At 43.4% G+C, this 14,003-nt stretch carries 6 protein-coding genes; 1 reads left to right on the plus strand and 5 read right to left on the minus strand.

What is annotated here, in order from left to right:
- Window positions 1–193: 193 nt before the first annotated feature.
- Together rpoC and rpoB are read right to left on the minus strand one after the other, a co-directional pair.
- Window positions 194–4,489 carry a DNA-directed RNA polymerase subunit beta' gene (gene rpoC, locus ACYVBM_RS01525; RefSeq protein ID WP_460683844.1) on the minus strand — a complete coding sequence of 1,432 codons (4,296 nt, stop codon included), beginning with the start codon at window positions 4,487–4,489 and terminating at the stop codon, window positions 194–196.
- A 168-nt stretch (window positions 4,490–4,657) separates the two neighbouring features.
- A complete protein-coding gene (gene rpoB, locus ACYVBM_RS01530; protein ID WP_460683845.1) occupies window positions 4,658–8,461 on the minus strand; it encodes a DNA-directed RNA polymerase subunit beta in 3,804 nt (1,267 codons plus the stop codon).
- A 305-nt stretch (window positions 8,462–8,766) separates the two neighbouring features.
- Between rpoB and ACYVBM_RS01535 the strand changes: the two genes are divergently transcribed.
- A complete protein-coding gene (locus ACYVBM_RS01535; RefSeq protein WP_460683846.1) occupies window positions 8,767–9,681 on the plus strand; it encodes a ComEA family DNA-binding protein in 915 nt (304 codons plus the stop codon).
- A 147-nt stretch (window positions 9,682–9,828) separates the two neighbouring features.
- Here the strand turns inward: ACYVBM_RS01535 and ACYVBM_RS01540 are convergent, their stop codons facing one another.
- The 3 genes from ACYVBM_RS01540 to rplJ form a co-directional block, all read right to left on the minus strand.
- A complete protein-coding gene (locus tag ACYVBM_RS01540; protein WP_460683847.1) occupies window positions 9,829–12,114 on the minus strand; it encodes a hypothetical protein in 2,286 nt (761 codons plus the stop codon).
- Between the two features lie 630 nt (window positions 12,115–12,744).
- The gene (rplL, locus tag ACYVBM_RS01545) at window positions 12,745–13,119 is read right to left on the minus strand and encodes a 50S ribosomal protein L7/L12 (RefSeq protein WP_460683848.1); all 375 of its coding nucleotides are present in this window, start codon (window positions 13,117–13,119) and stop codon (window positions 12,745–12,747) included.
- 216 nt (window positions 13,120–13,335) lie between these two features.
- A complete protein-coding gene (rplJ, locus tag ACYVBM_RS01550; RefSeq protein ID WP_460683849.1) occupies window positions 13,336–13,953 on the minus strand; it encodes a 50S ribosomal protein L10 in 618 nt (205 codons plus the stop codon).
- Window positions 13,954–14,003: the final 50 nt, after the last annotated feature.

Below are 14,003 nucleotides of genomic sequence, written 5' to 3' on the forward strand. Positions count from 1 at the left end.
TGCCTCACTTAAAGCAATTTTTGCTCCAAATGAGGCATTTTTTATATTCTTTTGCTAATAAAATACAAGCCTACACTGCATTACATATTTTCAGGAAGACCCTTTACAGAACATAAAAAAGGAGCAATCCCGGCTAATTCCGGAACTGCTCCTTCACTATTTTCAGTCCTTCGTCTTCTAAAAGAGGATGAGGCTACTCTTCTTCATCAAAAGCCATTGCTTCACGTGTTGTTTGTAACAGCTCGTACTCTTCTTTGGAGCCAACGATCATGTTCTCAAACTCACGCAAACCGGTACCCGCAGGAATATGATGACCGGTGATTACGTTTTCTTTCAGGCCGAGCATTTCATCTGCCTTACCATGAATAGCGGCTGAAGAAAGTACCTTGGTAGTTTCCTGGAACGAAGCTGCAGATATCCAGCTTTGCACACCCAGGGAGGCCTTGGTGATACCCAACAGCGTTGGAGCGGATGTGGCAGGCTGCGCATCCCTGAACTCAACCGGTTTTTTATCTGCACGGCGCAGCACAGAGTTTTCTTCCCTTAAGTCACGCAGGCTGATGATCTGGCCCGCACGAAGCTTGCCGGAATCACCCGGATCGGTTACAACCTTTTTCTCATATACAAAGTCGTTCTCATCTACAAATTCGAACTTATCTACCAAATCATCTTCAAGGAAACGGGTATCGCCCGGATCTACGATATTTACTTTACGCATCATCTGGCGAACAATTACCTCGATATGCTTATCGTTGATCTTCACCCCCTGTAAACGATATACTTCCTGGATCTCGTTCACCACATACTGCTGCACAGCAAATGGCCCCTGTATAGAAAGGATATCCTGCGGAGAAACCTGTCCATCGCTTAAAGAAGTACCGGCTTTTACGAAGTCGCCGTCCTGGGCTAATATCTGGCGTGTTAAAGGAACCAGGTATTTTCTTGTAACCCCGTCTTTAGCTTCAATGATAATTTCGCGGTTACCGCGTTTTACAGCACCCATGGTTACCACACCATCAATCTCTGAAACCACAGCAGGGTTGCTTGGGTTACGGGCTTCGAACAGCTCGGTTACACGAGGCAGACCACCCGTTATATCTTTCAGCTTACCTAAAATACGAGGAATTTTCACTAACACTTTACCTGCTTTTACCTCTTCACCTTCATCCAGCATAATATGTGAACCGGTAGGCAGGTTGTAAGACTTATCTACTTTACCTTCTACAACAATTGAAGGTATTTTGGTTTTATCCCTGGTTTCAATTACCACTTTCTCACGGTGGCCGGTTTGCTCATCAGCTTCTTCCCGGTAGGTAATCCCTTCAATAACATTTTCAAATTTCAGCACCCCATCCACTTCTGCAACAATAACATTATTGTATGGATCCCATGAGCAAATGGCTTCTCCTTTGCTTACCTTCTGACCATCTTTTACCAACAAGGTAGAACCATAAGGAATGTTATTGGTAATTAACAACCTGTCGTTCTTGGTATCAATAATACGGGCTTCACCGGTACGTCCGATCACTACTTTTACATCATCCCCTTCGGCGTTGGTGGTAATCACAGAGCGTACCCCATCAAACTGGATCGTACCATCGAACTTAGCGATCAATGTAGATTCTACCGAAGCAGAACCAGCCACACCACCCACGTGGAAAGTACGGAGTGTCAACTGTGTACCGGGCTCACCAATCGACTGGGCAGCAATGATACCTACCGCATCACCTTTCTGGGCCAAAGCTCCTGATGCCAGGTTTTTACCATAACATTTTACACAACAGCCACGCTTGCTTTCGCACGTGAGCACAGAACGTATCTCGATGGAATCAATACCTGCGTCTTCTATTTTTTTAGCTACTGATGCCGATATCTCAGTACCGGCTTCTATAATCAACTCATCGTTCTGGGGGTTATATACATCGTGCAACGAAGTTCGGCCCTCGATCCTGTCTGCTAATGGTTCAATAACATCTTCATTATCTTTTAATGCAGAGATATTGATACCGCGTAATGTTCCGCAATCTTCTTCGGTAATCACCACGTCCTGCGCCACATCCACCAGACGGCGTGTTAAGTAACCCGCATCCGCTGTTTTCAACGCAGTATCTGCCAAACCTTTACGGGCACCGTGCGTAGAGATGAAGTAATCCAATACATTCAGTCCGCCTTTAAAGTTGGAAAGGATGGGGTTTTCAATGATCTCTGAACCGGTAGAGCCTGATTTTCTTGGCTTGGCCATCAATCCCCTGATACCGGCCAGCTGCTTGATCTGCTGTTTAGAACCCCGCGCGCCGGAATCCAGCATCATATAAACAGAATTGAAACCCTGCTTATCAGCTGCCAGTTCGCGGATCAGGGTTTCTGTAAGCCTTGTGTCCACACGGCTCCAGATATCCACGATCTGGTTATAACGTTCGTTGTTAGTGATCAATCCCATATTATAATTATCCCAAACCTCGTCTACTTCACCCTTGGCGTTTTCCAGCAGTTCTTGTTTGATATCAGGAATGATCAGATCGTTAATGCTGAACGACAAACCTCCCTGAAAAGCTGTACGGAATCCTAATTGCTTGATATCATCCAGGAACTTAGCAGTTTTAGGCACATTGGTGATCTCTATGATATCACCAATGATCTCGCGCAGGTTCTTTTTAGTCAGCAAAGCATTCACAAAACCTACTTCTTCGGGAACATGCTGGTTAAAGATCACACGCCCCACTGTAGTTTCAACCAATTTATTTTCCAGTTCCCCATTATTCTCATTCCGTACCCTGGTTTTTACTTTGATCCAGGCGTGAAGATCTACCTGCTTTTCGTTATGAGCAATGATCACTTCCTCTGCAGAATAGAAAGCCTTGCCTTCGCCACGTACTTTTTCTGTTTCGGTAGATTTTTTACCCTTGGTAATATAATACAGCCCAAGTACCATGTCCTGCGAAGGAAGGGTGATAGGGGTACCGTTCTGCGGGTTCAGGATATTGTGAGAAGCCAGCATTAATAACTGTGCTTCCAGAACAGCCGCATTGCTCAAAGGCACGTGCACCGCCATCTGGTCTCCATCAAAGTCGGCGTTGAACGCTGCAGTAACCAACGGGTGCAGCTGAATCGCCTTACCTTCGATCAGTTTTGGCTGGAAGGCCTGTATAGATAAACGGTGCAGCGTTGGGGCACGGTTTAACATGATAGGGTGGCCTTTCAGGATATTTTCAAGGATATCCCAGATAACCGCTTCTTTTTTATCCACCAGCTTCCTGGCAGATTTTACGGTTTTTACGATACCTCTTTCAATCAGTTTACGAATGATAAACGGCTTGAACAGCTCGGCCGCCATATCTTTGGGCAAACCGCACTCGTGCATTTTCATTTCAGGGCCTACCACAATTACCGAACGCCCGGAGTAGTCCACACGTTTACCTAAAAGGTTCTGACGGAAACGGCCCTGTTTGCCTTTCAGCACATCTGAAAGCGATTTCAAAGCACGTCCGCCCTCGGCTTTAACAGCGTTGGATTTACGGCTGTTATCAAACAACGAGTCGATGGCTTCCTGGAGCATACGCTTTTCATTACGTAAGATCACTTCAGGTGCTTTGATCTCCATCAAACGTTTTAAACGGTTGTTACGGATAATAACACGGCGATACAGATCGTTCAGATCTGAAGAAGCAAAACGTCCGCCATCCAAAGGCACTAAAGGACGTAATTCCGGCGGAATCACCGGGATATACTGCATTACCATCCACTCCGGACGGTTCGTGATACGTGTATTGGCATCGCGGAAAGCTTCCACCACGCTCAAACGTTTTAAAGCATCTGCTTTACGCTGTTGCGAAGTTTCAGTTGCCGCACTGTTCCTTAAATCGAAAGACAACTGGTCTAAGTCGATCCGCTGCAACAGGTCGTGAACCGCTTCGGCGCCCATTTTCGCAATGAACTTCTGCGGATCATCATCAGGCAGGTACTGATTATCTTTTGGTAAAGCATCCAGTATATCTAAGTATTCTTCCTCGGTTAAAAGATCGCCATAGTTCTGCCCTTTATCTTCACGCACACCTGCCTGAATCACTACGTAACGCTCATAGTAAATAATAGTTTCCAATTTTTTAGAGCTCATTCCCAACAGGTAACCGATCTTATTAGGCAATGATTTAAAATACCAGATATGAACCACCGGAACCACCAGCTTAATGTGCCCCATTCTTTCGCGGCGCACTTTTTTCTCTGTTACTTCCACACCGCAGCGATCGCATACGATGCCTTTGTAACGGATACGCTTATACTTACCGCAGGCACATTCATAATCTTTTACCGGGCCAAATATCCGCTCGCAAAACAAACCATCACGCTCGGGTTTGTAAGTACGATAGTTAATAGTTTCAGGCTTTAACACCTCGCCAAAGCTTTTCTCCAGGATCGAGTCTGGAGAGGCCAGGCCTATTGTTATTTTTGAAAACGCTGCTTTCGGACGATTGTCTTTTTTAGTAGCCATATTTATTAAGCATTTTGCTTTATGCCTTAAGCTTTACGCTTCAAGACTTTTAATAAAATATTTTTTGTTTACCAACTGCTGTGCTGCTGCCATCTTCCTTGCGTCGCACCCTTCGGCTTTTGAATAGGTCTCATCAGTATTTCTAACTTACTGACTTCTTCCGGATTATTATTCAAATGTTAAATCCAGTCCTAGGCCTCGTAACTCGTGTACCAATACGTTGAACGATTCGGGAACACCGGCACGCGGAACGTTCTCTCCTTTTACAATACTCTCGTACGTTTTGGCACGGCCGATAATATCATCCGACTTAATGGTTAACAGCTCCTGCAGGATGTTGGATGCGCCATAAGCTTCCAGGGCCCAAACCTCCATTTCACCAAAACGCTGACCACCAAACTGGGCTTTACCGCCTAAAGGTTGCTGCGTAATTAAGCTGTATGGCCCGATAGAACGGGCGTGCATTTTATCATCCACCATGTGGTGCAGCTTAATCATATAAATAACGCCTACAGTGGCCTTCTGATGGAAACGCTCGCCGGTTTCACCATCGTACAAATAAGTATGACCGAATTTAGGAATACCTGCATCATCACAATACTTCTCAATTTCATAAGGTTCTGCCCCGTCAAATATCGGTGTGGCAAAACGTATGCCCAGCTCTTTGCCGGCCCATCCTAACACCGTTTCATAGATCTGACCCAGGTTCATACGGGAAGGTACCCCTAACGGGTTTAATACAATATCCACAGGAGAGCCATCTTCAAGGAACGGCATGTCTTCCTGGCGAACGATCTTGGCTACGATACCTTTGTTACCATGGCGGCCCGCCATTTTATCCCCTACTTTTAATTTACGCTTAACTGCCAGATACACTTTAGCCAGCTTCAATACACCCGCAGGCAGCTCATCACCAATAGAAATATTGAACTTCTCTCTTTTGTAGCGGCCCAGCTCTTCGTTAAACTTAATATTATAGTTGTGCAGCAGGGTATTTACCTGCCCGTTGATCTTTTCATCGGTAGTCCAGCTTAAAGGATTGATATTAGCGTAATCTAAAGAAGCAAGGTTTTTAGCATGGAACTTAGAACCTTTTCCAATTACAATCTCATCAAAACTGTTCTTAACACCGGCAGAAACCTGGTTTTCCAGTAAAGTGCCTAATTTCTCTAAAAGAACATTCAGCAGGTCCTGCTCATTCTTTTCATGCACTTTATCCAGCTTCTCAATTGCCGCCTTTTCACGAACCTTGGCGTTCTTATCTTTCTTGGCACGCTGGAACAATTTCTTGCCAATCACAACGCCTTCTACCCCATTGGGCGCTTTCAGGGAAGCATCTTTAGCATCCCCGGCTTTATCGCCAAAGATGGCGCGAAGCAGCTTCTCTTCCGGAGTAGGGTCGCTTTCTCCTTTAGGAGTAATCTTACCTATAAGAATATCGCCTTCCTTAATCTGTGCCCCGATACGGATAATACCGTTCTCGTCCAGATCTTTGGTAGCTTCTTCAGATACGTTAGGAATATCAGCCGTTAACTCTTCCTCACCTAATTTAGTATCGCGTACTTCCAGCTCGTATTCGGAAATGTGGATGGAAGTAAACATATCTTCTTTTACCACACGCTCGCTGATCACGATCGCATCCTCGAAGTTGTACCCTTTCCATGGCATAAATGCCACTTTAAGGTTTTTACCTAAGGCCAGCTCACCATTTTGAGTAGCATAGCCCTGGGTCAGGAAGTCGCCTTCTTTCACCTTCTGCCCTTTCTTCACCGTTGGCATCAGGTTAATACAGGACTCCTGGTTGGTTTTTATAAATTTAGTAAGCTTATATACTTTCAGGTCTTCCTCAAAGCTCACCAGCTTTTCATTCACATCCCTGTCATAACGCACATGGATCTCGTTGGCATCTACAAATTCCACTACGCCGTTTCCTTCCGCATGGATCTGGATCCTCGAATCGCGTGCCGCTTTACCTTCCAGACCGGTACCTACTACAGGGGCATCGGGGCGCAACAGCGGAACTGCCTGGCGTTGCATGTTCGATCCCATCAGCGCACGGTTGGCATCATCATGCTCCAGGAAGGGGATCAGCGAAGCGCTCAAACCTACAATCTGGTTAGGCGCAACGTCCATATATTCTACTTCGCTTTTATCTAATATCGGGAAATCGCCGGTTTCTCTGGCTTCCACCCGCTCTTCTACAAAATTCCCATCGGCATCCAGCTTTGTATTTGCCTGGGCTATTTTTGCGCTATCCTCCTCTTCTGCACTTAAAAAGTTCAGCTTCTTCATATTTACTTTACCATTTTCTACCTTATGGTAAGGCGTTTCAATGAAGCCCATTTCGTTAATAGTTGCATGAACGCAAAGTGTAGAGATCAGACCAATGTTCGGACCTTCCGGAGTTTCAATGGTACAAAGACGACCATAGTGGGAATAGTGTACGTCACGTACCTCGAAACCGGCACGCTCACGGCTCAAACCGCCTGGCCCCAGGGCTGAGATACGGCGTTTGTGCGTGATTTCAGAAAGCGGGTTGGTCTGGTCCAGGAACTGCGATAACTGGGAGGTACCGAAGAAAGAGTTGATCACAGAAGAAAGTGTTCTTGCATTAATCAGGTCTACCGGGGTAAACACCTCATTATCACGAACATTCATCCGCTCGCGTATGGTTCGTGCCATACGTGCTAATCCCACTCCAAACTGCGCATATAACTGCTCGCCTACCGTACGTACACGGCGGTTGCTCAGGTGATCGATATCATCGATCTCTGCTTTACCGTTGGTAAGGCGCACCAGGTATTTGATGATCTCGATAATATCTAACCTGGTCAAAGTTTTTTGATCCAGTGGCGCATCTATACCCAGCTTGCGGTTGATCTTGTAGCGGCCTACTTCACCCAGGTCATAGCGTTTATCGCTAAAGAATAATTTATCAATAATACCACGTGCTGTTTCGTTATCCGGAGCATCAGCACCACGCAACTGGCGGTAGATGAACTGAACGGCTTCCAGCTCGCTGTTAGAAGTATCTTTATTTAAAGTGTTATAAATGATCGCGTAATCTCCGCCTACATCTTCTCTCTGGATAAATACAGTATCGATTCCCATATCCACAATCGTTTCAATGGCTTCGTCATCCAGTACCGTATCACGCTCCATTACAATTTCATTGCGCTCAATAGAAACCACCTCACCGGTATCTTCATCCACAAAATCTTCTACCCAGGTACGCAGTACGCGGGCAGCCAGTCTTTTACCTACATGAGCTTCCAGCGTTTTTTGATCGCCGGCTACCTCATCAGCCATACCAAACAGCTCCAGGATATCCTTATCCGTTTCGTAACCAATAGAGCGTAATAACGTGGTAACCGGAAATTTCTTCTTACGGTCGATGTACGCATACATTACATTATTGATATCGGTAGCGAACTCCATCCAGGCCCCTTTAAAAGGAATAACACGGGCAGAGTAAATTTTGGTGCCGTTAGGGTGAACAGACTGGCCAAAGAATACACCGGGGGAACGATGTAACTGAGAAACCACTACACGCTCAGCACCATTAATTACAAAAGTACCACGCGGCGTCATGTAGGGAATATTTCCCAAAAACACGTCCTGAACGATGGTCTGAAAATCTACGTGTTCTTCATCGTTACAGCTTAAACGCAGCTTGGCTTTGAGCGGAACCGCATAAGTGAGGCCACGCTCCATACATTCATCGATAGAATAGCGGGGCGGGTCGATAAAATAATCCAGGAACTCCAGCACGAAAATATTCCTCGTATCGGTGATCGGGAAATTGTCTTTGAACACACGGAACAGCCCTTCAATATTACGTTTGTCGGGTGTGGTCTCCAGCTGGAAAAACTCTTTAAAAGATTGGATTTGAACTTCAAGCAAATCGGGTGTTTGAGCTAAATGCTTGATCTTCCCGAAATTAACTCTTGATTGTACGCTAGTAGCAGACATAAATATTAAACCGGTTTTAATGATCGACTTATAGAAACGGCAAAAAGGAAGACTTTTATCACTAAAAGAAATCCCATTGAAATTCAATTACTTGAACACATTTCGTAAAATCAAAATTTTATTGGCCAAAATAAAAAGGACTGCAAAGTTAGGGGAATACATTATAAGAAAAAACTTATTAGCAATAATTTTGCCAAATTTTGTTTTGCATTAAGATTTTATATGTTGTAAATTAGAGCAAAGCATAACCTATGACCCTGAAACACACTGTGAAAAAGTTATTTACTTTTTCAAAAAAGGAAAGAATGGCATTTTTTATCCTGCTGCTGGCCATTATAATGGTTACAGCTTTACCATTTGTTTTACCTGAGCACAGCCGCCGTATGGAGGCGCCGGGTTCAGATACTGCCTGGATGGCTATGGCCAATGAGCTGCAGCAAAGACCGGGCGGGCAATCTTTTTCTTCCCGGATCAAAGAAAATGAGGACAATTCCATTTTTCTTTCGTTCAATAAAGATCATACCAGGCCGGTTGGCACTTTATTCTATTTTGACCCCAACACGTTAGATGCTGCAGGTTTTGCAAAGCTGGGATTGAGGGATCGAACAATTAAAACCCTGCTCAATTATCGAAATAAAGGTGGCAGATTCAGAAAAACGGAAGACCTGGCTAAAATTTACGGCCTGCGGCCAGATGAGTTTAAGCGATTGGAAGCTTATATAAAAATAGGAACCGCTTACGATGCCCCTGCTCCAAAAAGCCAGGACAATACCGCTTACCTGCGCACTTCATTTCCCGAAAACAAACCGAAATATGGCCCCAAAGTGATCGAAATTAATTCGGCAGATATGGCAGCCTTCGAATTACTGTATGGCATAGGTAATAAACTGGCGGCAAGGATCGTTCATTTCAGGGAGAAACTGGGCGGCTTTCATTCAATAGACCAGGTAGGGGAAACTTATGGCCTGCCCGATTCTACTTTTCAGAAGATCAGACCTCAGTTACAGGTGAATCAAGCTCCGGTCAGGAAAATCAATATCAATACAGCTTCTTACAATGAGCTGAACATACATCCATATATCAGTAATAAAACGGCTTTTACTATTTTGAAATACCGGAAGGAAAAAGGCCTTTTTTCGGATATGGATGAGATAAAGATGCTGGTAAGCGAAACGGGCGACTCTTACGATAAGATCGTCCCGTATCTTACAATAGAATAACCTTTATTGACCCTTCACCTGGTGTGAAGTTGGCTTAGGAAGCGGTCAATTTCAAGCTTTGATGAAGGCTTTAAAAAAGGCTGTCCCGTATTTGAGACAGCCTTTACCAAGCTTTATTTTATTTAAAAATTTGAATCAGGCGGGGGCTTACTGCCTGTTAACTGTTTTTACGGCTGATGAATATTTAACCGTACCATCTTTATCAACCTGGCCTATACGGATATATAAATTTTCCATATCATCGGTATTTACCTGTTCATTGTCTTTATTACAAGACAGGCCCAATAATACCAGGAAGGTCAGCGCTAAACATGCTTTTATAAAGCGGTTTCTGAAAAATGGCATACTTAACAAAGCTATAAGTCCCAGCCCGCTTAATGCTAAACCAGAAAGGCTCTTTGTAAAGTTGTATTCTAAAGTTACATCAGAGTTACCGTCGGCAGCTTTTGAAGCAACTGTTCCGATGGTTATCCAGTTCTTTCCATCTTTAGATCCTTCTATAAAGAATTCTTTGTTGTTGGTTTCTGATAAAGTTTTCCAGCTTACAAACAGGGAACCATTTTTAAACTCAGCACTTATGCCTCCAAAATCTACCGGAAGTGAGGTACATATGCCCGGTATCGATGTTGTTACAGCGAATGCCCCAAAAACACGAAGCTGATTAGCCACCCCGGCTAAACTGCTTATTCTTATTACCACTTCATCAAATGGTTGTGTTGCCTGGAACCCTACACTCGTAAAGTTGGTACCTGAACCAATGGCGACAAGGCCATTAAGAGCACTTAAATTAATCAGCCCATCTGAAATGGTTTTACTTTCCACAGGCAACGCCCCTCCATTATTCCATGTTTCAATTGTAATAGTTCCCAGTATATTACCGTCCGCTATAAAATCAAGAAGGCCACCGGATGTACCTTTAGCAAGATTAAAGCCAACATAAGTTCCTGCGGGATATTCATTCTTTGTGTCCAAAACAGAAATTGAACCGGTATTTAATGCACCAGCATCTATCTCTATAGTTCCATAATTACCCGGTATATTATCGATAACAAATTCTGGGTTCTCTACTTCTCCATTTACTGAAGCCACACCGGCAAATCCTGTTCTTTGGGAGTTGATGATAACGGGGAAGCCGGGATTAGCAAGAAGATAGGTTTGATCGCAATTCAATGTATTGCCACATAAATTCGTCGCATAAACGCCATAAATATTTGTGGCACCCAAATTCACGTTTGCTAATCCCGTAGAATTAAATACCAGCCTGGCTTCATCAAAAGCCACAGTAGAAACACCTCCAAACATTCGCCTTGTACTATTTATTGCATTAATGCCAGCTAAAGCATCTGTACCGTAAATTGTTTGCAGCAGCGATCCGTCATCATTATAAAGCTCTATACTATAACGGCTTAAAAGGTCAGCGCTTACAATACTGAGATTTTCAATATCAAAACCTATATAAGTACCTATAGGGTACTGGCCTGTAGTATTTTTAACAGAAACACCATGTGAACCCAAAGCACCGGCAACAGGCACCATAGTAGCAGCAGTAGCAGTACTGCCATCTACCATATTATCCAAATCAGCAATGCCTCCGATAGCCAAAACCGCGCTGGTGCTATTTTCGGCAACCACAGGATGAGTAGGAAAAGACAGTAATGTAGGTGTATTGCAGGTTAATGCCGGGGAAGTACAAGAACCGGTGCCGCGCATAAAGGCATAATAAACACGCGTTGCAGCAAGAACACCTGAAAACGATAGCCTTAACGAACTATAAGGCAAATTGGTATAAAAACCTATTTCGCGTTGGTTTCCGCTTAAACTTAATTGGAGCAAAGAAGTGCCGGTTCTGGACTCTACCGGAATACCCGCCGCATTCAGCGTTTCAATTGTAATATCCGACAGAATACCAAGGTTAAGTGGTATTTCAAGTACACTAGGAACAACAGTTAACGCTACAGGCTCAACCATAAAACCCACAAAGTTGCCTGCATTATATACATTATTATTATTATCCTCTATTGTAACAGAGGCGCTACCCACCGCAATAGCATATCCGGTAATGTAATCGGTAAGGTTGCCATTTGTAAGGTTAGTATTAGAACCAATCCACCCACTTGTAAGCGGAACGGAATTTGACGGGGCAACATCAAATTGTTCCGCGCTAAAAGGTGTACTATTTATTAACGGAACGTTTGTCATGGAGCACCCTCCCAGCACTCCCTGTTGGGCATAAACCATAGAAGAGAATCCGTTTACAGTAACAATAAGTAAAGCACAGAGCGCCATATAAGCAAGCTTAGCTCGTTCCTTTAAATCAGGCGTTGGAGCAGATAAGGAAAGGCGTTTGTAAGGGTTAGAGCAGCGCTTTTCTGTTTGAGCGCTTTTAGTGTTCCCGTGGTGTTGCAGGGTACAATTAGGTTCATTTTTTTTCATACTGAAAGTCTTTAGTAGTTATTAAATGGGACTAGTATATAAGACCAGCCAAGAGCTGGGATTATGATAGCCACTACAGGAAATAATCCGAAAATTATTTCCTGTACTACTTAAAAAGAATGGTGCAGACAATCACGATCATTGTATGTGAATACATGCTCATTGAGAAAGCAAGGCCAGCCGGGTAATATTACCTACTTACTACTGCTTTTCTGCTTCATTCTTATTATAACCTTTATAACCCTGTAACAGAAAAAAAACGGTTTAGGGCATCTGTTACAGGTAACTTTTTATGCAAGATTTAATTATACCATAATAATTAAAAGGGTCTTCAGGGCAATTCTGTACTAAGATAAAGAATAAAAAGAAATAAAACAAACTTTTTTACGTTTTTATTAACTTTTTAAAGAAGGTGAGTAACGCTATATAAGAAAAATCCAGCAGAGTGAAGTAAGCTATAAAAGCATTGGCATTAAACCAATGCGGGTTTTATTGATTGTAATAAATTGCAGATTCGTATAAAAAACACTCAAAAAGTGAAATACTTAAACATCTCACTCATTATCCGGTAAAATGAAAAACCGTCTCAAATATTTGAGACGGCTTCAATACTTTATAAAAGAAATGAGATTAAGCTACTTCCACATCTGCACCCGCTTCTTTTAATTTAGCTGCAATTTCTTCAGCTTCTGCTTTAGAAACACCTTCTTTAACTGGTTTTGGAGCACCATCCACTAATTCTTTAGCTTCTTTCAAACCTAAACCTGTTAAGTCTTTAACGATCTTAACCACGTTTAATTTAGAAGCACCACCGCTTTTCAGGATAACATCGAATGCTGTTTTTTCTTCAGCAGCAGCAGCGCCGCCACCAGCATCACCAGAAACCACTACTGCAGCAGCAGCTGGTTCAATACCATATTCAGTTTTTAAGAAATCTGCTAATTCCTGTACTTCTTTTACAGTTAAACCTACCAGGCTTTCTGCTAATGTTTTAATGTCTGCCATTTTGTTTTAATTTTTACCGTCTTCATTCCCCGATAACTATCCGGGTCCGACGGCGGGTTTAAAAAAATTGTTTATCTCCGGCTACCTGGATAGCAGCACGGAAAGTTGATTTATAAAAAGAACTAAAATCCTGTTTTTATTGTTGCCAGAAAGCAACACCATTGTTATATGCAACAAAGCTGCCTGACAGCAATTACGCACATATAGCTTCACCCATTACTCAGCCGCAGGTTTTTCTTCTGCTGCAGGAGCTTCAGGCGCTTCTGGTACTGCGGGAGCTTCCGCCTCTGCTGCAGGAGCCTCAGCGGCAGGGGCTGCTTCGGCGGCAGCCACAGGAGCCACTTCTCCTTCGGACTTGTTTTGTAAAGCGCCGATAACCCGCTGAATCGGAGAAAGCAACAGGCCAATCACTTCGCCGATCAGCTCGTTCTTGGTCTTAATTTGCGTTAACGCTTTCAGGTTATTATCACCGGCATACAGGTCACCATTGATGAAAGCCAGCTTTAACTCCGGTTTTTCAGCTTTTGCCTCGTTACGGAAAGAGCTGAGGATAACAGCCGGCTCTTTCGGATTTTCGGAGAACATTAAAGCGGTTACTTTGTGTAAAGCATCGTAAACACCTGCATACTTTTCAGCATCCAATGATTCTAATGCTTTTTTGATAAGCGTATTTTTAGCCACTTTCATTTCAACATTTTTGTCGAAACAAGCGCGGCGCAACTTACTTACCTGATCTACGGTAAGCGATTCTGTATCGGTTATGTAGAAATTGTCGTACTGAGAGAACTTACCTTTCAATACTTCAATTACTTCGTTTTTTTGTTCTTTAGTCATTTTATTTCGATTTGACTGTGTTTAAAATTGTTACGGTTGTTTTACCTGCT

It is taken from the genome of Niabella aquatica (assembly GCF_054779315.1).

Coding starts and splice junctions, on each gene's coding strand:
- rpoC (WP_460683844.1), bottom strand. CDS start 4,489: ATGGCTACTAAAAAAGACAATCGTCCGAAAGCAGCGTTTTCAAAAATA.
- rpoB (WP_460683845.1), bottom strand. CDS start 8,461: ATGTCTGCTACTAGCGTACAATCAAGAGTTAATTTCGGGAAGATCAAG.
- ACYVBM_RS01535 (WP_460683846.1), top strand. CDS start 8,767: ATGGCATTTTTTATCCTGCTGCTGGCCATTATAATGGTTACAGCTTTA.
- ACYVBM_RS01540 (WP_460683847.1), bottom strand. CDS start 12,114: ATGAAAAAAAATGAACCTAATTGTACCCTGCAACACCACGGGAACACT.
- rplL (WP_460683848.1), bottom strand. CDS start 13,119: ATGGCAGACATTAAAACATTAGCAGAAAGCCTGGTAGGTTTAACTGTA.
- rplJ (WP_460683849.1), bottom strand. CDS start 13,953: ATGACTAAAGAACAAAAAAACGAAGTAATTGAAGTATTGAAAGGTAAG.